General features: G+C 60.6%; 24 protein-coding genes. All 24 read left to right on the forward strand.

The window, feature by feature from the left end:
• The 24 genes from BLV18_RS07755 (at window position 1) to BLV18_RS07870 (ending at window position 21,978) form a co-directional block, all read left to right on the forward strand.
• On the forward strand, window positions 1-1,488 hold the full coding sequence (locus tag BLV18_RS07755) for a terminase large subunit (protein ID WP_090357484.1): 1,488 nt from the start codon (window positions 1-3) through the stop codon (window positions 1,486-1,488).
• The gene (locus tag BLV18_RS07760) at window positions 1,488-2,945 is read left to right on the forward strand and encodes a DUF4055 domain-containing protein (RefSeq protein ID WP_090357486.1); all 1,458 of its coding nucleotides are present in this window, start codon (window positions 1,488-1,490) and stop codon (window positions 2,943-2,945) included. Before BLV18_RS07755 ends, BLV18_RS07760 begins: the two co-directional genes overlap by 1 nt.
• Window positions 2,917-4,005, forward strand: a complete 1,089-nt coding sequence (locus BLV18_RS07765; RefSeq protein WP_090357488.1) for a phage head morphogenesis protein — start codon at window positions 2,917-2,919, stop codon at window positions 4,003-4,005. The genes BLV18_RS07760 and BLV18_RS07765 overlap by 29 nt, the downstream gene beginning before the upstream one ends.
• A gap of 41 nt (window positions 4,006-4,046) precedes the next feature.
• On the forward strand, window positions 4,047-4,763 hold the full coding sequence (locus tag BLV18_RS07770; protein WP_244156818.1) for a hypothetical protein: 717 nt from the start codon (window positions 4,047-4,049) through the stop codon (window positions 4,761-4,763).
• A gap of 12 nt (window positions 4,764-4,775) precedes the next feature.
• Complete coding sequence (locus BLV18_RS07775) at window positions 4,776-5,795, forward strand: hypothetical protein (RefSeq protein WP_090357489.1); 1,020 nt, start codon at window positions 4,776-4,778, stop codon at window positions 5,793-5,795.
• Window positions 5,796-5,843: 48 nt separating this feature from the next.
• Window positions 5,844-6,059 (forward strand): hypothetical protein, encoded by a 216-nt coding sequence (locus BLV18_RS07780; RefSeq protein ID WP_090357492.1) that lies wholly within the window; start codon window positions 5,844-5,846, stop codon window positions 6,057-6,059.
• Window positions 6,060-6,062: 3 nt separating this feature from the next.
• Window positions 6,063-6,563 (forward strand): DnaT-like ssDNA-binding protein, encoded by a 501-nt coding sequence (locus tag BLV18_RS07785; protein ID WP_090357494.1) that lies wholly within the window; start codon window positions 6,063-6,065, stop codon window positions 6,561-6,563.
• Window positions 6,564-6,658: 95 nt separating this feature from the next.
• Complete coding sequence (locus BLV18_RS07790; protein ID WP_090357497.1) at window positions 6,659-7,237, forward strand: HNH endonuclease; 579 nt, start codon at window positions 6,659-6,661, stop codon at window positions 7,235-7,237.
• A 36-nt stretch (window positions 7,238-7,273) separates the two neighbouring features.
• Complete coding sequence (locus BLV18_RS07795; protein ID WP_090362108.1) at window positions 7,274-7,624, forward strand: hypothetical protein; 351 nt, start codon at window positions 7,274-7,276, stop codon at window positions 7,622-7,624.
• Window positions 7,621-8,043 carry an HK97 gp10 family phage protein gene (locus BLV18_RS07800; protein ID WP_090357498.1) on the forward strand — a complete coding sequence of 141 codons (423 nt, stop codon included), beginning with the start codon at window positions 7,621-7,623 and terminating at the stop codon, window positions 8,041-8,043. Before BLV18_RS07795 ends, BLV18_RS07800 begins: the two co-directional genes overlap by 4 nt.
• Window positions 8,040-8,456, forward strand: a complete 417-nt coding sequence (locus BLV18_RS07805; RefSeq protein WP_090357500.1) for a phage tail terminator-like protein — start codon at window positions 8,040-8,042, stop codon at window positions 8,454-8,456. The genes BLV18_RS07800 and BLV18_RS07805 overlap by 4 nt, the downstream gene beginning before the upstream one ends.
• Before the next feature lie 71 nt (window positions 8,457-8,527).
• The gene (locus BLV18_RS07810; RefSeq protein ID WP_090357503.1) at window positions 8,528-9,178 is read left to right on the forward strand and encodes a phage tail protein; all 651 of its coding nucleotides are present in this window, start codon (window positions 8,528-8,530) and stop codon (window positions 9,176-9,178) included.
• 9 nt (window positions 9,179-9,187) lie between these two features.
• Complete coding sequence (locus BLV18_RS07815) at window positions 9,188-9,571, forward strand: phage tail assembly chaperone (protein ID WP_090357505.1); 384 nt, start codon at window positions 9,188-9,190, stop codon at window positions 9,569-9,571.
• Between the two features lie 14 nt (window positions 9,572-9,585).
• Complete coding sequence (locus BLV18_RS07820; RefSeq protein ID WP_090357508.1) at window positions 9,586-9,894, forward strand: DUF1799 domain-containing protein; 309 nt, start codon at window positions 9,586-9,588, stop codon at window positions 9,892-9,894.
• Window positions 9,895-9,929: 35 nt separating this feature from the next.
• Window positions 9,930-10,277, forward strand: a complete 348-nt coding sequence (locus BLV18_RS07825) for a superinfection immunity protein (protein ID WP_090357510.1) — start codon at window positions 9,930-9,932, stop codon at window positions 10,275-10,277.
• A 54-nt stretch (window positions 10,278-10,331) separates the two neighbouring features.
• Window positions 10,332-13,349, forward strand: coding sequence for a phage tail length tape measure family protein (locus BLV18_RS07830; protein ID WP_167375917.1), 3,018 nt, complete (start codon window positions 10,332-10,334; stop codon window positions 13,347-13,349).
• Window positions 13,349-14,209 carry a DUF2460 domain-containing protein gene (locus BLV18_RS07835; protein ID WP_090357514.1) on the forward strand — a complete coding sequence of 287 codons (861 nt, stop codon included), beginning with the start codon at window positions 13,349-13,351 and terminating at the stop codon, window positions 14,207-14,209. The genes BLV18_RS07830 and BLV18_RS07835 overlap by 1 nt, the downstream gene beginning before the upstream one ends.
• A gap of 10 nt (window positions 14,210-14,219) precedes the next feature.
• Window positions 14,220-15,107 carry a phage/gene transfer agent baseplate hub protein gene (locus BLV18_RS07840; protein WP_090357516.1) on the forward strand — a complete coding sequence of 296 codons (888 nt, stop codon included), beginning with the start codon at window positions 14,220-14,222 and terminating at the stop codon, window positions 15,105-15,107.
• Window positions 15,107-15,526 carry a C40 family peptidase gene (locus tag BLV18_RS07845; RefSeq protein ID WP_090357519.1) on the forward strand — a complete coding sequence of 140 codons (420 nt, stop codon included), beginning with the start codon at window positions 15,107-15,109 and terminating at the stop codon, window positions 15,524-15,526. The genes BLV18_RS07840 and BLV18_RS07845 overlap by 1 nt, the downstream gene beginning before the upstream one ends.
• Window positions 15,523-18,585, forward strand: a complete 3,063-nt coding sequence (locus tag BLV18_RS07850) for a phage tail protein (RefSeq protein ID WP_090357521.1) — start codon at window positions 15,523-15,525, stop codon at window positions 18,583-18,585. The genes BLV18_RS07845 and BLV18_RS07850 overlap by 4 nt, the downstream gene beginning before the upstream one ends.
• Entirely contained in the window at window positions 18,582-20,504 is a 1,923-nt protein-coding gene (locus tag BLV18_RS07855; RefSeq protein WP_090357523.1) for a DUF2793 domain-containing protein, read from the forward strand. The genes BLV18_RS07850 and BLV18_RS07855 overlap by 4 nt, the downstream gene beginning before the upstream one ends.
• A gap of 2 nt (window positions 20,505-20,506) precedes the next feature.
• Window positions 20,507-20,962 carry a hypothetical protein gene (locus BLV18_RS07860; protein ID WP_090357525.1) on the forward strand — a complete coding sequence of 152 codons (456 nt, stop codon included), beginning with the start codon at window positions 20,507-20,509 and terminating at the stop codon, window positions 20,960-20,962.
• A gap of 57 nt (window positions 20,963-21,019) precedes the next feature.
• Window positions 21,020-21,460, forward strand: a complete 441-nt coding sequence (locus BLV18_RS07865) for a lysozyme (RefSeq protein ID WP_090357527.1) — start codon at window positions 21,020-21,022, stop codon at window positions 21,458-21,460.
• Complete coding sequence (locus tag BLV18_RS07870) at window positions 21,457-21,978, forward strand: DUF2514 family protein (protein ID WP_425272622.1); 522 nt, start codon at window positions 21,457-21,459, stop codon at window positions 21,976-21,978. The genes BLV18_RS07865 and BLV18_RS07870 overlap by 4 nt, the downstream gene beginning before the upstream one ends.

Consider the following 21,978-nt stretch of genomic DNA (forward strand, 5'->3'; position numbering starts at 1 on the left):
ATGAAGCCCGAGCATCTGAAGCTGCTCCGGGACAAGCGCTGGCGACTGAACAACCTCTACTTCATCACGGACAAGCAGGGCAAGAAGGTCCGCTTCCGGATGACGGACGAGCAGGTCGAGTACTTCGAGGGTATCCACACTCGCAACATCATCCTCAAGGCTCGACAGCTCGGCTTCACCACTGAGTGCTGCATCATCCAGCTGGATGCAGCACTGTTTGAGTCTGCGAAGTGCGCCCTGATTGCTCACACCCTGAACGACGCCAAGCGCTTGTTCCGGGAGAAGGTGAAGTACGCCTACGACAACCTGCCGAACGAGATCAAGGCAGCGAACCCGGCCAGCAACGACGCTGCCGGCGAGCTGGTGTTCAGCAAGGGCGGATCGATCTACGTCAGCACCTCGTTCCGGGGCGGCACACTGCGCTACCTGCACGTTTCCGAGTTCGGGAAGATCTGCGCCAAGTATCCGCACAAAGCGCGCGAGATAGTCACTGGTGCGTTCGAGGCGGTGGCCGCTGAATGCTTTGTCACGATCGAGTCGACCGCAGAGGGTAGGGCGGGCTACTTCTTCGATTACAGCCAGGCTGCCGAGAAGCAGCACCTTTCCGGCGTCCCGCTGGGTCAGCTGGATTGGAAGTTTTTCTTCTTCAGCTGGTGGAAGAATCAGGGCTACTGGCTCGACCCTTCTACCGCGATCATCCCGGACCGGCTGACCAAGTATTTCGACGAGCTTTGCGCCAAGCACGGCATTGTCACCAACCCCGGTCAGCGCGCCTGGTACGCAGCCAAAGAGCGGACGCTGGGCGACGACATGAAACGGGAATACCCGTCGATACCGGCCGAGGCGTTCCAGCAGTCGATCGAGGGCGCGTATTACGCCCAGCAGTTCAACAAGCTCTACACCGATCAGCGCATCGGTGTGATCCCGGACAACCGACACCTGCCGGTGATGACCTTCTGGGACATCGGTGTGAGCGACTCCACGGCTATCTGGTTCGTGCGCAAGGTGGGCGAGCAGTACCACCTCATCGACTACTACGAGAACAGCGGCGAGGGCCTGCGGCACTACATGAAGGTGCTGAAGGACAAGGGGTACACCTACTCCGAGCACTGGGGGCCGCACGACATCGACAACCGCGAGTTTGGCAGCGATGCCAAGACCCGGCGGGAACTGGCCCGCGAGGGCTATGAGATCGACGGCCAGAAATACAGCATGACGTTCCAGGTGGTGCCGAAGATCGGCATCAACGACGGTATCGAGCAGGTCCGCGAGATCCTTCCCCACTGCGCGTTCGACGAATCCAAATGCGAGGAGGGTATCGCGTGCCTGGAAAACTACCGCAAGGAGTGGGACGACAAGCGTGGCTGCTGGAAAGACAAACCGCTTCACGACTGGACCTCGCACGGCTCTGACGCCTTCCGGTACTTCGCTGTCGCCAAGAGCGCCCGCAAGCCGGTCAAATCAATCAAGATGGGATTCGCACGCTGATGCCAGACGTCCAATTCAAACGCACCGAATACGACGGCGCCCAATCGCGTTGGCGCTTGGTGCGTGACGTCTGCAAGGGCTCCGAAACTGTAAAGCACCGCGGCGATTTGTACCTGCCCCGACCAAACCCGGGCGATACATCGGACGACAACAAGGCGCGGTACCTGAGCTACATCGCTCGTTCCGTGTTCTACAACGCCACCGGCCGCACGAAGAACAGCCTTGTGGGTGCAGTCTTCCGCACCTGGCCGACATTGACTGTTCCGGCCGCGCTCGACTACGTCGCAAAGGACGTGGATGGCCAGGGCGTGAGCATCTACCAGCAGTCCCAAGCCGTCATTGGCCATCTGCTGGAGGTTGGCCGTCACGGCCTGCTGGTTGACTACCCCACGGTTGAATCAGGCGCTGTGAGCGTCGCTGACAGCGTTGCCAGCGGTATCCGGCCAACCGTTGCCAGCTACGTCGCTGAGTCGATCATCAACTGGAAGGCTCGCAAGGTTGGCGGTCAGTACCTGCTGAGCCTGGTCGTGCTCAAGGAAGTGGTCGACAAAGAAACCGAGGATGGTTTCGGCGTTGAGGCGAAAGACCAATACCGGGTTCTGCGCCTGACTGATGAGGGCGTCTATCAGCAGGAGCTTTGGGACGAAGAGGGTGGCTGGACTGCGGCGACCGAGGTGCAAACCCCGCTCGATGGTGCAGGTCAACCATGGCGGGTAATTCCGTTCATCTTCGTGGGCAGCGAGAACAACGATTCCAGCATTGACGACGCGCCGCTGTACGACATGGCCGAGATCAACATCGGCCACTACCGCAACAGCGCCGACTACGAGGAGGCCAGCTACTTGGTCGGTCAGCCTCAGCCGTGGATGGCGGGCCTGGACGAGCAGTGGCGGGATCACCTGGAAGAGACTGGGATCTACCTCGGTGCGCGTGCGCCGTGGTTGCTACCTGCCAATGGCACATGCGGCATGCTGCAGGCTCAACCCAACACACTGGCCAAGGAGGCCATGGACGCCAAGGAAAGCCAGATGGTTGCCCTGGGCGCCCGGCTGATCGAACGCGGCAGCGCAGTGAAGACTGCCACGCAGGCCGACAACGAAAGCGCCGCTGAGCACAGCGTGCTGTCGCTGGTCGTCAGCAACGTAAGCGAGGCTTACACCCAGTGCCTGGCCTGGATGCAGCAGTTCATGCGCCTGTCCGGTGAGGCTGAGTACAAGCTCAACCAGGACTTCAGCCAGATCACCCTGGACGCGACCATCCTCTCTGCGCTGTTCAATGCTGTGCAGGGCGGGCGCCTACCGGCTGCCGACTTCTGGCAGTACCTGCGCGATCGCGGCGTGATCAACCCAGAGAAGACCGACGACCAGATCCGTGGCGAGCTTGAGGCTGAAACGGCAAGCCTGGGCCTGGATGATGAGGAAGACGAAGATGACGGAGCAGCAGCAGGCAATACTTGATGCCACGATCCGCAACGCCGTCTTTCTGGAGCGATTGAAAGCCTCGGAAGTGGAGAAGTTTGCCCCATTCCTCAAGGAGATCGACCGATCGCTACGCCAGCGGCTCAATCGTGGTGACCTGAGCACTTACACGATTGAGCGGCTCAATAGGCTGCTGGACGAGGTAGGCGCTCTGCTCTTGGGTATCTTCGGCCGATTCACGGATCAGCTGACGCTTGACCTGGTGGACCTTGCCAATTATGAGGCCCAGTTCGAGGCGACCAATCTGACCAAGGCAGCACCTATCACCGTGAGCGTCGAAGCAGTGGTGCCCACGGCGGCTGCAATCAGGTCAGCGATCCTCACCAACCCTCTGAGCATTCGTGGGGCAGATGGCGGCAAGCTTCTGGAGCCCTTCATCAAGGATTGGACCACTGCCGAGCGCAACCGGGTAACCGGTGCGATCCGGCAGGGATTCTTCGAAGGGCAGACCAACAGCCAGATCATTCAGCGCCTTCGCGGCACCAAGGCGCTGAAGTATTCAGATGGAATCCTGGCTGTCACAGACCGCAACGCGACGACGGTGGTGCGCACATCCATCCAGCACGTTGCCACCCAGGCGCGCATGGAGACGGCCAAGGCCAACACCGACATCGTGACCAGGATCGAGCTGGTGGCCACACTCGACAGCAAGACCAGTCAGATCTGCAGGACGCTAGACGGCAAGACGTTCCCGGTGGATTCGGGGCCTCGGCCGCCATTCCATCCGAACTGCCGAACCACCTTCGTTATGGTGACCAGGCTCAGCGAGTTGTTCGCTCAAGGCGCCACGCGCGCTTCGAAAGGCGCTGACGGGCCAGGCCAGGTCAGTGCTGACCTCACCTACTACGAGTGGCTCAAGAAGCAGCCTGCAGCATTCCAGGATCAGGCCATCGGCAAGGCCCGCGGCGCCCTGTTCCGCAATGGCGGCTTGACCACCGAACGATTCTCCGAGCTCCAGCTCGACCGCAACTTCAAACCGCTGAACCTCGAGCAGATGAAGGCCCTAGAGCCTTTGGCGTTCGAGCGCGCAGGCATCTGACCCGCTGGCTGAGCCGGCACACCAGTCCCAGGGGGACAAACATGAAATATCTGATCGACAAGGCCGCCTACGACGCTTTGGAGCCATCCCTGCAAGCCTTCTACAAGGCCCAGGGTGAAAACTACGTGCTGGTGATCGAAGGGCTGCCTGCCCCCGAAGACACCGCGGGCTTGAAAGCCAAGGTCGACGAGTTGTTGCGGGAGAAGAAGGACGAGAAGACCAAGCGCGAGCAGGCCGAGGAAGCTGCCCGCCTGGCCGCCGAGGAAGCCGCTCGCAAGAACGGCGATACCGAAGCGCTGGAGCGCAGCTGGAACGAGAAGCACACCAAGGCACTGGGCGAGAAGGACACAGCCCTCTCCGCTGCTCAGGCGCAGATCCACGCGCTGACTGTGGGCGCCACTGCTGCCCGCCTGGCCGGTGAGCTTGCTGTGCATGGCTCTTCCGCCGTCCTGCAGCAGCTGATCGAGCCACGCCTGAGCATGGAGATCCGCGACGGCAAGCCTGTCGTGATCGTGCTCGACATCGATCGCCGCCCATCTGCGCTGACGGTCGACGAATTCAAGGAACAACTGTTCAACGATGCCGCTCTGGCGCCGTTGATTGCAGCAAGCAGGGCTACTGGCGGCGGGGCCGGCGGTGGCAAAAGCGGCGGGGCCGCGAAAACGTGGGACCAAATGAGCGGCATGGAGCGCGTTGAGCTCCGCCGAACCAACCCCGCCGAGCACGCGCGCCTGAGCGCCGCGGCCAAGGCAAAGTAAAGGACATCAGCAATGCCAACCATCCTCTCCGATGTGATCTTCCGCGACGAATTGCGGGATTACATCAACGTGAACACCTCCGAGCGCACCGCGTTCTTCCAGTCCGGCATCCTCGCGATGAACTCGGATATGGCCCAGCTTCTGGCCAGTCCATCGAACACCTTCACCATTCCGTGGTGGGTCGATCTGGACGCCTCGATCGAGTCGAACTACTCGAACGACGTGTACACCGACATCGCGGTGCCGCTGTCGGTCACCAGCGCCTCCATGCAGGCGCGCGCCGCCTACCTCAACGAAGGCTGGAACGCGATGAACTTGGTGAAGAACATCACCAAGCAGGATCCGCTGGAATTCGTGGCAGGCCGTCTGACCAGCTACTGGCAGCGTGTCGCCCAGCGCCGCACCATCGCTACCAGCATCGGCATCTACAACGACAACGTAGCGTCCAACGGTGGCGACATGGTCGTTGATGCAGGCGGCACCATCAACGCTGCTTCCATCATCCGCGCCAAGGCCACCATGGGTGACTACTCCGGCCAATTGGGCGGTCTGAGCGTCATTGCAATGCACTCGGCGGTGCAGACCGAACTGCAGATCCTCAACCTGATCGACTTCACCCCGCTGGCCGACCAGATCCCCGAGTTCGGTCGCTTCCAGGGCATGCGCGTCGTGGTAGACGACTCGATGCCAGTGATCGGCACCGGTGCAACTGCCAAGTACCTCTCCGTCATCTTCGGCCCTGGCGCAATCGGCTACGAAGAGCAGCAGCCTGAAGGCGAAGACGGCCTGGAATACGAGCGCGCCCCGGACCGCGGCAATGGTGGCGGTACCGAAACCCTGTGGAGCCGTCGCAACTTCGTTGTGCACCCGCTGGGCTTCTCGTTCACTGGCAGCACCATCACCGGCACCCCTACCACCAGCCGTCCAATCTCGGCGAACTGGTCGGACCTGGCGCTGGCGACCAATTGGGAGCGCAAGTTCGACCGCAAGCAGGTCCCTCTGGCGTTCGTAACCTCCACCGTATCGGCCTGACCGACAGCTGGCCCCGCCCGGGGCCGGCAGCTCTGAAGGAGAAAGATCATGGCAGTTGAAAAAGACAAGCACATCGACCCGAACGTAAAAGCGCGCTGGGGCTACGGTGGTTCCGAAGGTAATATCACCGTCGGCCCGCAAACCGTTGGCGAAACCGGTGGTGTGGATTCGGTCCGCACTGATTCGGACGAAACCGCGGCGCGCAACAACGGCGGCGGCAAGAACACCGAGGCCGCCAAGGCCGGGAAAACCACGAAGGAATAATCCATGCTCATCATCGAGGACGGTACCGGCAAGCCAAATGCCGACAGCTACTCAACGGCGGAGGAACTGGTCAGCTACGCCATGATGTATGGCGTGACCATTCCGGCCGATGAGGTGGCGCAGGAGGCGCTGCTGCGCCGGGCCGCCTTGGCGATGAATGGCATGAAGTGGAAAGGACGCCGAACAAACCCGGATCAGGCCTTGGCCTGGCCCCGGAAGGACGTGATCGTCGATACCGAGATCAAGCCTTCCAACTACATTCCTGCACGTATCCAGTACGGGCAGATGGCGCTTGCCGCCGAGATCCATGCCGATGACGTTGACCCGGTTGATTCGCGCAAGGGCGCGGTCACCCTGGAGCGTGTCGAAGGCGCTGTGACGCGTGAGTACGCCGCGATCAGCAGCACCAGCAGCAGACTGTTGCCGGCGGCGCCAGACCGGCCCAGCCGCTCGCAGTTCGCTGATTACCTACTCAAGCGGGGGCTCTTCGCCGTCCGCGCCTGATATAATGGTCGGGCGGCTAGGTTGATCCCCGAAGAGCCGGCCCCTAACCGGCCTGCCGCACCTCCAAGTTAGGGTTCGTACTGTAGGGGTATGAAATGGCAGAAGCAGATAAGGTCTGCAGCGAAAGCGGCTGCGCCAGAAAGCATTACGGCCGCGGATTGTGCGGACTGCACTATCAACGGCAACGGAAGTCCGGCAGCACCACTGCAAATGGCACTGAGCGCGGCGCGCCAAAACGGATGCTGGATGCAGCATGTGATTCGAAATCTGAACTTTGTCTGATTTGGAAATTTTCCGTAGGCGGCCACGGCTATGGCCAAATCAATATCGGCGGGGCGCCCAGGCTTGTTCATCGCATTGTCTGCGAGAAATTACACGGTCCGGCACCTTCGTGCGAGTTCGAAGCAGCCCACTCTTGCGGCAATCCGCTCTGCATAAACCCACAGCACCTTGCTTGGGCTACACCAGTTGCCAACCAGTCGGATAAGTACAAACACCAAACAGATAACAAAACAGTCCAGAACTGGCAGCGCAAGCTGACCACACAAGATGTTGTCGAGATTCGGGAAAACGTGCTTGGGTTAACTATCAAGCAGGCTGCTGCGCACTATGGTGTATCGCTGAGCAGCATTATTCGAGTCCGTGCGCTAAAGCAGAACGCTGACGTGATCTAAATATAAGGAGCAGACGTGGCCATTTTCTACGACGAGATGGCCGCAGTGGCTCTCGACCTGATCACTGAGTTCGGCCAGCCGGTGATCATCCTGGACGTAACGCCGGGTGAGTATGACCCCGAAACAAGCCAGAACGGCCCAGACACGGTCGTGGAGCGCACCGCGCAAGGCATCCTGCTCGACTTCACCGGTTACGAGTTCCAGACCAACAGCCTGATCCAGTTCGGCGACAAGAAGCTGAAGATCGCCGCGCAGGGCCTTGGATCGGCGCCCGGCCTTCTGAGCAAGGTCGCGGCCCAAGGCCGAACCTGGTCGATCATCCCGCCGGTGAAAGAGATCAACCCGGCCGGCACGCCGATCCTGTACGAGCTGCAGGTGCGCTCATGAGCAAGTACGCGGGCAAGCAGGGCAGCTTCGGACTGCAGCTGGCCGAGTTTGCAGAAAAAGCCAATGCGGCGATCAATGCCTCAGTACGCGAAGTGGCCATAGAGATCGGCAACTCGCTGATCCGCATGTCTCCAGTGGATACCGGCCGATTCAGGGCCAACTGGCACGCCTCTTTGGACTTCATTGAGCCATACACCTTTGACGATCTCGACCCAAGCGGGCGCGAGACGATCGAATCGCTTGTGGCCGCATTCAACGACTTTCGGCCAGGTCAGCAGATCTACATCGTGAACAATCTGCCCTACGCCATCCCGCTCGAGTACGGCCACTCTGCTCAGGCGCCCGGAGGGATGGTGCGGATCACTCTGGCCCGATTCCAGCGGATCGTCGACGAAGCCATCAGGAACAACCAGGTATGACTCACGCGACGATACGCAAGATCTACGAGGCTCGACTCCAGGCTTGGGCCGCCGCTCGGGTACCGGCACTGCGCATCGCCTATCAGGGCGACAAGTTCGAACCCCAAGCCGGCGAGACCTACCTGGCAGCCTTCACTCTGCCGGCCAGCGTCGATAGCCAGGACCTGCAAGGCGCGCACCGGCTCTACCTCGGCATATTCCAGGTGAGCATCGTCACACCGGCAGGCAAGGGTGCAGGCTCAGCCGAGGCGATCGCTGACGAGCTGGCAGCGCTGTTCCCGCTGAACCTGCGCCTGACGCGTGATGGGATGACAGTCATGGTCTACACGCCCGTTGAGCCAGGCCCAGGCATCAGCGAGGACGCCACCTACACCGTCCCGGTCTCCTTCCGATACCGCTCAGACACCATCTAAATTCGCCCGTTGGGCAAACACCAGAACCCGCCATGTGCGGGTTTTGTCATTTCTGCATAGAGGGAAACACAATGGCATTTCGTCTGCCCAACGGCGCAACCATGGAAATCGCAGCCACTTTCAGCGCTCTGGCGCTGGTCACTGCGATCAGCAACGCAAACCCGGCCGTGGCCACTTCGAACGCTCACAGCTTCGAGGATGGCGACATCGTTGTCGTTACCTCCGGCTGGTCGCGCCTCAACGAGCGTGCGGTGCGCGTCGACAATTCGCTGACCAACACCTTCGCGCTTGAAGGCGTCAACACCCTCAACACCCAGGTCTACACCGCCGGCGGCGGCGCTGGCAGTGCGCGCTCCGTCGACAGCTGGGTGCAGATCCCGCAGATCACCGATGTGGCATCCACCGGTGGCGAGCAACAGTTCCTCACTGTCGGCTTCCTGGAAGACGACGAGGACAAGCAGATCCCCACCAACAAGAACCCGATCAGCATGACGCTGACGGTCGCCGACGACCCGACCCTGCCATATGTGCCCGTGGTCGAAGCCGCCGACGAGGACAAGGAAGCCCGCGTCCTGCGACTGAACCTGCCGGATGGCTCCTCGATCCTCTACAACGCCTTCGTGTCGATCACCTCGACCCCAACTCTGGGCCGAAATGCGCTGATGACTCGCACCATCACCATCTCGCTGACCAGCCGTATCGCCCGCTACATGGCCGCGTAAGGACAGATCATGCCCAGCTTCAAGATCGCTCAACCGACCACGTTCACCGTGAAGGTGCCTATCCCGCAGGTCGGCCTCCAGCCTGCGATGGTGGGGATGACGTTCAAACACCGCAACCGCGAGGAAATCGCCGAGCTGTACGACCAGTGGGACAAGCAGGTCGAGCAGCTTCGCAAGAGCTTCGAAGGCAAGGAGCCGACTCTCGCCGAGGTCACCGCCGCCGAGATCGACAACAGCGCGCGACAGGTGAAGGACCTGGTCGTCTCCTGGGGCTTCGACGATGAGTTCAGCGACGAGAACATCCGTGAACTGGTCAAGAGCTGCATGGGCGTGTCCGACGCCATCGTGCAAGCCTATGGCGACGCCTACACCAAGGCCCGCCTGGGAAACTGAAAGCGGCCGCACGTATGCTTTACGAAGCCGGGCCCAGCGCTGCCGAGGTTGGCGCGTTCGGCCTGACGCTCGACCAGATACCCCAGGAAGAGTGTTACGTGTGGCCGGAGAACTGGCCAAGCTTCTGCGTGTTCGAGTCAATGACCACGCAGTGGCGCAGCGGGCCGGGCGGCGCGACGGGGCTGGACTACGTGTCCATACCGGTTGTGATGCGCCTGGTGGGGGTCGAGAAGAAGCGCCGGCCCATGGTGTTCGAGGATGTGCGCGTCATGGAGGCTGCTGCGTTGGGTGTGATGGCTGATGAGCGGGACCGGTCGGCATAGTTGGCTATCCGTACAGATGCTAGAATCATCGCATCATGAACGGAGGTATCAACGTGACGGAACCGTCGAGCCCATTGCTTTCCATTGGATTGCTGCTGTTGGCGTTCTTCGCCTATTTTCTGCCTGCAATGATTGCCTCCAAGCGCAATCATCCTAATGCGCCGGGCATATTCCTTCTGGACCTGTTCTTGGGCTGGACATTCATCGGTTGGCTCGCAGCGCTGATCTGGTCGGTGTCCGCTATCCGTGAGAAGGATTCGGTACCCTCGACCGTGGCTGGTGAGGACAAGTACCAGACACTGGAGCGGCTGGCCGCCCTGAAAGAAAAGGGCGCGCTAACTGAGCAGGAGTACCAGCTGGAGAAATCCAAGCTGCTGAGCTGAAACGAATACCCAACTGAACCCGCTCCGGCGGGTTTTTTTATGCCCGGAGAAAACATGAACATCGCTGAACTTGGCATCAGAATCGACACGACTGGTGCCGACAAGGCGACCGCTGACCTCGACAAGTTGACAGCTGCGGGTGACCGTGCAGAGCAGTCCACGACTGGGCTGATGGGCGAGATCAATGCGCTGGAGAAGTCCCTTTCGCAAGGGGCGAAGTCTACGCAGGAGCTGGCCAAGCAGCGCGATAGCCTGGCGCGCCTCACCAAGGCTGGCGCCTACAATGAATCCGAGTTCGCAAGGATCACCAAAGACCTGGACAAGCAGCAGGTCGCCCTGGTCAAGTCGACGCTGGACGAGCAAAAAGCCCTAAACAGCCTCCTCGCAGCGATTGATCCGGCTCAAGCGAAGCTGTCAAAGCTCGACAGTCAAGTGCAAAGCCTGGGCAAGGCATTCGACCAGGGTAAATTGACACAGCAGCAGTACAATGCGGCGTTGTCGAAGATCGACTCCCAGCACTCCGAACTCGACAAGGGCGCATCAGCCATGTCGCGCCTGGGGCTCAATACTAGGCAGGCGCAAGAGAACGTCGTTCAGCTCGGCAATGCCCTCTCGACTGGCGATGTGGGTAGCGGTCTGCGCGCCATTACCCAACTCGGCGCTGAGGCGAAGGTTTCGGCGGCAAGCATTGCTTCAATCGCTGTACCTGCTGGTATCGCAGCGGCTGCCATCGGCACAGTAGTCTACGCCTGGATTGACGGTCAGCGCGAAGCGTCCGCATTCAATCGAGCGTTATCGGTAGGAAACAATGCAGCAGGTCTGACTGCTGATGGCCTGCAGGCAGTTGCTCGCCGCGCCGCTGACGTCACACAGAACTTCAGCGCCTCCCGCGATGCTGCGCTTGCCCTGGCCGAAAGCGGAAAGGTCAGCGCTGACCAGATGCAAAACCTGACAGAGGCGTCTGCCGCGATCGCTACCTTTACCGGTAAGGGAGCAGATGAGGTAGCGAAGGGTTTCGCCTCCATGGGGCGCTCGGCAAGTACCGCGGCCGAGAACATCAGTCAGCAGTACGGCCTGATCACTTACGAGCAGTACCAGTCCATCAAGGCCATCGAAGACAACGGCAGTGCGCAGGAAGCGCTTGACGCACTCAGCGCCACACTGAACGAAAACGCTCAGAGCCGGCTGAAGCGCTACCGCGAATCGCTTTCTGACATTGAGCGCGTATGGGACGACATCAAAGAGGCAACCAAGCGGGCCTATGCAGAGGTGCGCGGCGAGATATTCCCTGACGCCACCAAGCAGCTGGAGCTGGTGCGCCGGCAGATCAAGTTTATCCAGGACAATCCGCTCACGTCGGCGATCCCATCCTTTTTCACCAACGGCCTGAAATCCCGTGATGAGGTATTGGCTGGATACGAAGCTCAGGCGGCAGCCCTGGAAGGGCAGATCAAGCTGACTGGGGAGCAGACGAAAGAGCAATCGGAGCTGGACAAAGCCAATCAGCGGCTGATTGATCTTCAGAAAGGCCTCGATGCACAGATGGACAACGTCAGCCCGCTGGCGCGCCGCACGAAGGCGATCAAGGACCTCAGGACGCAGTTCTTCGAACTGTATGAGGCATCTGAAAGGACGGGCACGAAAAGCCCACTGCTCGACGGAGTGGACTTCGACGGCAAGAACTTCTCCGGCGGAGCCTATGACAGCCTCCTGAAAGGAATCAATGATCGCATCAAAGACAAGCGCACTCCCAAGGCAAAGGCTTACACGGAGGATGCAGGCACGAAGGCGCTGGACAATGCCAAACAGCAATATGCCGTCCTGCTACAGCAAGAATCTGCTATCGACAAGCAGTCGCTCAGCTCTGAGAAAATCGGAGCTCAGGCCCAAGCTCTGATCAAATTTGAGCAGCAGCTAGCCGACATCAAGGAAAAGAAAACACTGACTGCCGAGCAGAAATCTTTGCTGGCGAATCAGGAGCTCATCCGCGCCCAGCTCAAGAGAAACGCCGATCTTGAGGCTAGCATCACAAAGCAGCAGAAGGGTATTGAGGCAGTAAAACAGGCCGAGAAGGATCGTATCGAGCTGCTCAAGCTGACCGGTCAGGCGTTGGCAGCGAACGCTGCTGAGTCCGGCATCCTAGAAGCCGAGCAGCGCTTGAAGTACGAGCGCGAGGGTAACGTCGAAGCCTTGAAGCGCCTGGAAACTTTGAAGAAGATCCGCGACGTTAATCTGCGTGCCTCTCAAAAGACTGACACAGTCGAAGGCGTCAGCAAGGCACCTGAGGCCGCTGGACTCGATGCTGTTGTCGGTGGTGCGGCGAGCGAAATAACGAGGCTCGACAAGGCGGCCAAGGAACTGGACGACTGGCGCCAGAAAGAGCTTGAGAAGCAGAAGGCCTATTTCGACCTTAAGGAACTCAACGAGGATAAGTACTTCGAGCGAGTTTCAAATATCAACAAGCAGTCCCAAGATAACCAGTCCAAGATCGAAGACGCGCGGAACAAGGCTTCCCTCGAGAACGCCTCGGAGTTCTTCGGCACGCTGGCCACCCTGACCCAGTCCGAGAACAAGAAGCTGGCCGCGATCGGTAAAGCTGCGGCAGTTGCCCAGGCCACCGTTGACGGTTTCCTCGCTGCGCAAAAGGCACTTGCTGCGTTCCCGCCCCCGTTCAACTTCGTCGCTGCTGCAGCGGTAGGTGTGGCCACCGCGGCCAACATCGCCTCCATCGCAGGGGTCGGCTTCATGGATGGCGGCTACACCGGCAACGGTCGCCGCGACGAGGTGGCCGGCCCTGTGCACCGCGGCGAATACGTCTTCGACGCACAGGCCACATCGCGCATTGGTGTCGGCAACCTTGAGGCGCTGCGCAGCGGCAACATCACTGCCAGCGCGGCGCCGATCGTGGCAGCCAGCCGCGCGCCGGTGTCCTCTGGGGCAGGTAACCCGATCCAGATCACCCAGCACAACAGCTACCCAGGTATCAGCAGTGCAAGCGAGGCCAAAAAGAGCAGCGCTCAGGCATCGAGGGATACCGTGCGGGCCATTGACAGAGCAAGGAGACACACCTGATGGCACAGTTCCTCGAAGAAAGGCTGCCGGCCACGATCAGCTATGGGGGCAGCTTTTCCGAGGATCATGCGGTGTCCACGGTTGAGACAGTCGGCGGCGATGAGTATCGAAGCCTGAGGCATCCGTTCGTGCGGTTGTCCTACGATATCTCGTACGCGCGGAACATCGGCTTCGTGCGGGACAAGGTGCTGAACCTCTACGCGCGCGCCAATGGCATGTACCGCGGCTTTCGGGTGAAGGACTTCAAGGACTTCACCACGAACGCCTACATCCTGGCACCGACGGCGCTGGATCAGCCGATGCAGTTGGTGACGCCCGGCGTTTACCAGCTGATGCGCTGGTATGGCAGCCCGACAGATCCGCAGGCGGCGCGGCGGAGGCTGCGCAAACCGGTCGCCGGGACGGTTAAGATCGCGTTCGGCGGTCAGGTCATTCCGAATGATCAGGTGACCATCGATTACACCACCGGTCTCGTCAGGCTTCCAGGCCTGGTCAGGTCCAGCATCACAGCGATCACAAAGGCTGCGCAGGCGGTGGTCACGGCTCCGGCGCATAGCTTCACCACAGGCCAATCGGTCGCGCTGTACGGTGTGCAGGGCATGACGCAGATCAACGGCCGCCGGGCAATTGTGACGCGCACCACCACCAACACCCTGACCCTGGACCTCGACAGTTCGTCATTCAGCGATTACGCCAGCGGCGGCCAGATCCAGAACCTGCCCCTGGATGGCGAGCAAATGACGGCGGGGTGTGAGTTCGACATCCCGTGTCGCTTCAATTCAGACATCTCGACCGGCTTCCCCGGCCACGGAGTGCTCACCTCCGACGGCATCCAGATCATCGAAATATTCAACCCGTAAGGCTTCCCTGATGAAAGCACACGTTGCCGACTGGCAGACGCGGGTTTACTGCGTCCGCATCGTGCCCGAGGGTGCTCCACCGGTGCGCATTGCCGGGTACCCGATCCCGCTGATCATGGGCAATGGTGCCGAATACCTGACCGAGAACGGCTACGAGTTTTCGGGCCTAGGCTCGGAGAGCGGCCTGGCTGCGGCGAGCGTCGACCTGGAAGGGATCCTATCGGCCGGCGCTATCAGCCGGGCCGATCTGACCTCGGGCGTCTACGACAATGCCCGCGTCTACCTGTTTGCTACCAGCTGGGCCGCGCCGGTCGAGGATGAAGAGCCGCTGAGCCTGATGTTCTGGGGCAAGACGACCATCACCGACGACAACAGCTACAAGGCCGAGCTGATGGGCGTGATCGATCTGCTGTCGCAGGAGACGGCGCGCACCTACGGGAACATGTGCGACTACACGTTCCTGGACCGCAGCCTGGACGGGACGGTGCTGCGCTCGTTCCGCAGTCGCTGCACCGGGCCGCGCGCCGCGCCGGACGGGCCGGTGTTCGAGAACCTGCTGGTCACCGGCACTGCTACGGCGGTGGCCTCCCAATACGTATTCACCGACGCCGCGCGCACCGAGCCCGACGACTACTTCGGCAACGGGGCCATACGGTTCCTGACCGGCCTGAACGCCGGGCTTAAGCCTCTGGAGATCAAGAGCTACGCCGCCGGCGTGATCGAGGTGCATGAGGCGTTCTCCTACCTCCCGCAGGTGGGCGACCAGTACGAAATGCTCCCCGGCTGCCGCAAGCGCCTCACCGAGGACTGCGCGGGCAAGTGGGGTAATGGCAAGAACTTCGGCGGCTTCGATGACGTGCCGACACCGTCGCAGTACACGCAGGTAGGGAGGAACTGATGGATATCGTGGATTACGCGCAGGAGTGCGCGCGCACGCCCTTCAGGCACCAGGGCCGGGTGAAGGGGCTGGGCATGGACTGCGCGGGCCTGCTGGCCTACTGCCTGGACCGTGCCGGGCTTCCCTACAAGGACGAGAACGGCTACGGCCGCAACCCCTTCGACGGGACGCTGGAACGCGCGCTGGATGATCAGCCCTCGCTCGATCGCATTCCCACCGGTGAGGCCCAGCGCGGCGACGTGCTGCTGATGCGCCTGCTCCGGTCCCCGCAACACATCGCAATCCACGCCGGCGATATCGACGGCCATCCCTATGTCATCCATGCCAGCGAGCAGCACGGCGGGGTCGTCACTCACCGCCTTGATGAGGTGTGGGGCGCCCGGGTCATGCGTGCGTACCGAGTGAGGCCATCTGAATGAGCACAAGCGCACTGCTGGGCGGCCGTGGCTCCATCCTGTTCAAAGCGTTCAATACCACATTCCTCGGCGTGCCCGGTTGGCTGGACCGAAAGTTTGCCGCGCCTGAGACCGAAGGCCCGCGCCTGGGCGACCTGTCGGTGCAAACCTCCACCTACGGCGCCGAGATCGGCCACGTGCACGGCACAATCGCGCTGGCGGGCAACCTGATCTGGCTTGAGAACAACAAGCTCAAGGAGACGGTGCACAAGAAGAAGTCCGGCGGCAAGGGCGGGGCCAGCACCACGCCGACGCGTACCTTCAGCTACTCGGCGACCTTCATCATCGCCATCTGCGAAGGGCCTATCGATGGCATCGCGCGGATCTGGTGCGGTGACAAGCTGATCTACAACGCGGCCAGTTCCGACATTGGCACCATCATCGCCAGCAACAAATCGGCCAAGGGCTTTCGGATCTACTACGGCACCGATGACCAGCTGCCGAATCCGCGTTACGAGGCAGCCAAGGGCGTCGGCAAAGCCTCTGCATTCCGTGGCCTGGCCTACGTCGTCTTCGAAGATTTCCAGCTGGCCGACTATGGCAACACGCTGCAGGCTGCCGAGTTCAAGTTCGAGATCGTGCAGGTTTCAAGCTACAGGGACGAGCGAGAAGTTAATCACTCCGAAATCCCGATCAAATTTAAGTCAGGTTCAGCGGATGGCGCGGGCTACCCCTATCTGGCATCGGCTGACGGGGTGCTAAACGTCACTACCGGGAAGGGTGGACAATACACATTCGGGCTCGACGGAGATTTCCTTGGTCCTATAGGGTCAGGAAAGGTTTTACCAGAATTTCCCCCAGGGGGACCATACCCTTGCGGTTTCGTAGGTACAGACCTTGTCACGTTGAATGACGCCCTCATCGGCTCCCTGACTATCGGGCAGAAGGTATTCCTGACGCCACGAAAGTATCAAGATTTCCTTCCCCAGAATCATTATCTCGTCGGCATGGCGTTCACTGATGATGCAGAAACGCTGATGGTCTTCACGGACTCTCGACCTGGTTCGGAACAGGCCCATTCGGCTGACACGTTTTTCGTGCTAGACAATGGCGGGCAGATCCAGAAACAGGGGAAAGTTAGCGCCACCGGGCTCAATAGTCAGACAATAGGGTTCGGTCCTGCAGCTCGAGCCAGCTATGTGTGCAATTCCTTGGAAAATGAAGGCGAGTACCTCTGGACCGCAAGTGGGCTGCGTGCCGGCAACCTGATCCTGTATAGGATTGCAGATGAGCTATCGCTCGTGGGCTCTATCCCTGGCACGGTCTATTCGGACTTCGCGTACCCATCGATGCTTGCCAAGGACGGGATGGCCTATGTCGTTGCCGGCGACCGTATCAACGTGTTCACTCGTCTCGGCCAGCTCCTGTCCGAGCCGCCCGCACTTGAGCAGGTCCTATCGGCCGAGGTTCTGCGCTCAGGCCTACTGAATCAAGATGACATTGATGTCTCGATGCTTGACTCTTCAGTCAAGGGATACGCTGTACAGGGCGGAACCATCCGGTCGGCTATAGAGCCACTGCAGCGCGCGTATCGTTTCGACGTGGTGCAGTCCGGGTATGTGGCCCGATTTCTCCCGCGCGGAGGTGAGCCCGTCGCAACAATACCGTACCTGTCCCTGATCTCCGAAGGGGGCAACTCGTCGGATGTGTTGCTTGAAGAGCGCGAGATGTACACCGAGCTGCCAGTGCGCACCACAGTGAAATACATCGATGCGCCGCGGGAATACTCTGTATCGAATCAGACTTTCGAGCGCCTGAGTGCGAAGGCGGTTGGCAAGCAGGACCTGGAAGTGCCGATCGTGCTGACGGCAACCGAGGCGCTGCAACTGGCCGAGATCATGACGTTGCTGCCCTGGCTGGAGCGTTCGTCGTTCAGCTTCAAGCTTCCGCCGATCTATCAGCCCTTGGAGCCGGGTGACGTTATTATCATACCGGCGCCGTGGGCGACCATGGAGCTGCGCCTGGACAAGGTCGACTATGGACAGGACGGCACGCTGCAATGCGAGGGCATGCCGAATAGATCGACGCTGTACACCAGCAAGGCCATTGCCAACGAGCCACCGGAGCCGATCAGCACCATACCGGTCTCTGGGCCGACCTTGTTCGTGCCGATGGACATACCGGTCATATCGGAGAACCAGCAGAACTCGCCGAGCTTCATCGGCGCTGTAGTTGGCTACACGCCTGGCTGGAACGGCGCGCTGCTGGTGCAGAGTCAGGATGACGGCCAGACCTGGTCGGACCTGCAAGGCTTTGTCGGGCCAAGCACCATCGGTATCGCTTCCAACACGCTTCCGGCCAGTGCCTCGACAGTGATGGACGAGCGCGTGCTTTCGGTGCGTATGATCGCCGGGCAACTGGAGAGCATCACTCGCGACCAGATGCTGGTGGGCCGGCATTACGTGGCCTACGGCGTGGACGGCCGATGGGAGATTGTACGCTTCCAAAGCGCTGAACTGCAGGCCGATGGCACTTACAACGTCAGTCGCTTCGTGCGGGGCGAGCGAGGTACCGAGTGGGCCACAGGCCTGCACCAGGCCAATGACTACTTCATCCTGCTGGACGACCCCGACAACATCAGCATCGGCATGTCGACTGAATCGCTGATGGCCGACCGTACGTACCGCGCGATCACCAACGGTTCCGACCTGGACAGTGCCAGCGACGTGGACTTCACGTATCGGGGTGTCAACCTCGAACCGCTGAGCCCGGTCTACCCGGCGGCGCGGCGCGATGCCGATGGGGCAGTTACGCTCACGGTGCAGCGCCGCAGCCGGCTGTCATCGTCGTGGTGGGCAAACGGTATGGAGGCACCCGTGGGCGAGACCACACTGACCCTGGAGGCGGACGTCATGTCAGGCGGATCCGTCAAACGAACCCTGACCAGCACCACCGGCGTGTTCACCTACAGCGCCGCCGAGCAGACCGCCGACTTTGGCGCCGTACAGGCCTCGATCAACTTTCGTGTCTACCAACTCTCGACCGTTGTCGGTCGGGGCTACCCCCTTGAGGTCTCCGTATGACAGCAACCAACAAGCTCGGGCTTGAGCTGCTGCAGAATGCTGCCGCAAACCAGACCCTGGCCAACACCACCTTTGCTCTCTTGAACCAGCTGGTGCAGGCCGGAGTGGCGGACAAGGATCTGGCCGCGCCGCCTGCGTCGCCTGCCGATGAATCACTTTACATCGTGGGTGCGTCGGCCACCGGCGCCTGGGCGGGCCGAGATGGCCAACTGGCCTACTGGCTGATCACAGCTGGCGCCTGGCAGTTCATCGAGCCAAGGGAAGGCTTCTTCCTGCATGTGAACGATGAGGACGTTTTCTACAAGTTCACCGGAGCGGCCTGGGAAGTTTTCTCTGGCGGATCGGGCGGAGGTGGGGACTTCAAGAAAGACGGCTCGGTTCAGATGACCGGTGCGATTGAATACGCCAATGAGGTCTCGGTCACTAACGCGTTCAGCGGTAATGTGTGGGATATGGGTGCTGCGAATAGCAACTTCGTATCCGCCACGTTCTACAGTCCGAACCCCGTCATCACCATGCTCAGCAGTTCACCGCTTCCTCAAAACGGTTCATTCCGGCAAGTACGATTTGAAAACGATGGAACACTGAAGCATGACCCCGCATTCCTGATACTGCCCACCGGCGCCGATATTGCAGTTCGCGCAGGCGATACAGCGATTTTCCGTTATCGAGGGCAGAGCGAAAACAAATGGGAATGCTCTTTTTACCAGCGCGCGGATGGAACGCCTCTCAAATCTGGAGCTGGCTTCACCGAAGCCCAGGTGCGCGCAACGCCGCTCACCGGTCTCCCTGCAACAACCGGCGACGTCACCGAAACCGACAGCGTACTGTCCGGTATCGGCAAGCTCCAGGCGTCTAAGGTCGCCAAGGAGAGCGGCAAGATCCTGTCGACCAACGACTTCACGACCAATGAGAAGAACAAGCTGGCGGGTATCGCGGAGGGCGCTCAGGTCAACTCTGTCACTTCGGTTGCTGGGCGCACTGGCGATGTAAATTTGGCGAAAGGGGATGTAGGCCTCGGCAACGTCACCAACACCGCCGACGCCGATAAGCCAGTTAGCACAGCTCAGCAGACAGCGCTGAATGCCAAAGTCAGTAAAGCTGGTGCCGAATCAATTGATGGGGTCAAAACGTTCAGTAGCAGTCCCATTGTGCCTACACCTGCTGCTTCGGATACCTCGGCCAGTGTCGCGAATATGTCCTCCCTACGATCGGCGATGGCTCTATTTGGGATTGGAACGGTCAACGGACCCGCTATATCCGACGCCAATAGTGCAAACAACGGAGGGCTATTCAGCTTACCTTCCAATGCTTCCAATAACCCAACGGCTACTCCTTCGGCATTGCTGGTGGTGCCCTTCGATAGCGGCGGCTGCTTACAAATCTGCGCTTCTCTAACGTCAGGACAGAGGCTTCTTTGGCGTACAGAAGCAGGTGGCAGCTTTTCAGCTTGGCAGGAGGTTGCTCGGATCACATCTCCAACATTCATGGAGGCAATGAATGTTCTTTCAACCACGGGTAATGCCGGACTCCGTTTTGGCCGACAGAACGGAGCCGCATCAACTCCATACTTTGATTTTATAAGCGGCGGGGCAAATATAGGTTATGACTTCCGTCTGATTGCAACAGGAGGAAGCCCTTCTAACACTACCGTTGGTACTGGATTGCTAAGCATGTTGGGCGCAGGCCTAAATATCGGTACGCAATCGCAAAACGGTTCTGACAGGCTAACCGTAGCAGGCTCTGCTTCGTTTACCGGCGCCGTCAAGCTCGGAACCTTTACGCTAACCACATTGCCATCCGCGAGCGCGTTTAGCGGCTGTGTGATTTTAGTCTCGAACGCTACAGGGGGGCCGAAGTACTGCCACTCAAATGGCAGCGCCTGGCAAATACTCAACACTACGACGACTGTGAGCTGATAATGCCCGTATACAACGAAGACACCTTCAACTATGAAATCCTCCTGCGCTTCGGCGACACCGGCCCGAACAAAGGTCTGCTGACCGGCGCATCCAGAACCACCATCACGCAGACCACAAAGGATGGTGTGCCGATCGCCACGAACATCAATGCGCCCGAGCAGCTGGCGCTGATCGCGGGCGAGGAAGGCGAACTGCTCTCCACGGTCCTGGGCGAGGTCAACGCTGAAACCATCGTGCTGAACGGCCAATTGCAGGCCAGCTTGGCCGACCTCAATGCCATCGCAGCGCAGCAGCTGGAGCAGTTGACCCAGGTGCGCGGCGAACTCAGCGCCAAGGTGGCGGATCTGACCACCGCCCAGCAGACCATTGCAGACCTGCAGGCGCAGCTTGCCCAAGGCCGCACCACCGAGGAAGCGCGGGTCGAGGTTGCGGCCGAGCCCGACCCGGCAGCCTGACCCATCGCGCCATCCGATGCCCGCCCCGTGCGGGCTTTTTTTCGCCTGGAGAAAAGCATGAAGACCTCATCGAAGGGCATCGCCCTGATCAAATCCGCCGAAGGGCTTCGCCTCAAGGCCTACCCAGACCCCGGCACCGGCGGCCTTCCCTGGACGATCGGTTACGGCAGCACTTCGGGCGTCACCCGGAACATGGTCATCACCGGAGCTCAGGCCGAGGAGATGCTCGCGGAAGATCTGGTGCGGTTCGAGTGCATCGTGGAGCGCGCGGTGCGCGTGCCGCTCAACCAAGGCCAGTTCGATGCGCTGGTGTCGTTCACCTACAACGTCGGGGAGGGCAATTTCACCAAGTCGACGCTGCTACGCAAGCTGAATGCCGGTGATACCGCTGGCGCCGCCGGGCAGTTCTCCCGCTGGGTCCATGCAGGCGGCAAGGTGCTGCCGGGCCTGGTCAAGCGCCGTGCCGCTGAGCGGGCCATGTTTCTGGGTGTCGCGTGACGCGGGGCAAAGCGCTGGCCTATCTGGCTGCTGTGCTGGCGCTCATGGGCCTGTGCGGCGCTGCGCTGTACGCCGCCTACAGCCACGGCGTCACGGTGACCAACGCCGCGCGGGACGCTGAATGGTCGCAGGCCGTGGCCACCCAGCAGGCCGAACTTGCGCAGGCGGTGCAGACCGCTCGCGCCGAAGAACAACGCCTCCAGCGCGAGGCCAACCAGGTAGGAATCAATGCGAGAGAAAAGAACGCTGCTGCCGATGCTGATGGTGTCAGCCTTGATGCTGCTGGCGACCGGCTGCACGTCGAGGCCGGAAAGCTTGCCGCCAGCGTCGGCACCTGCTCCAGTGGTACCGGCGCTGCCGATCGAGGCGCGTCAGCCACCCGCGCCGCCCTGGTGCTCTCCCAACTGCTCGATCGCGCTGATGCGAGAGCGGGAGAACTGGCAAAGGCTTATGACCGAGCCCGAATAGCGGGGCAGGCGTGCGAGCGTGTATATGACAAAATTAGCAGTTACCGTTAA

Source organism: Pseudomonas coleopterorum (assembly GCF_900105555.1).
GTDB lineage: Bacteria > Pseudomonadota > Gammaproteobacteria > Pseudomonadales > Pseudomonadaceae > Aquipseudomonas > Aquipseudomonas coleopterorum.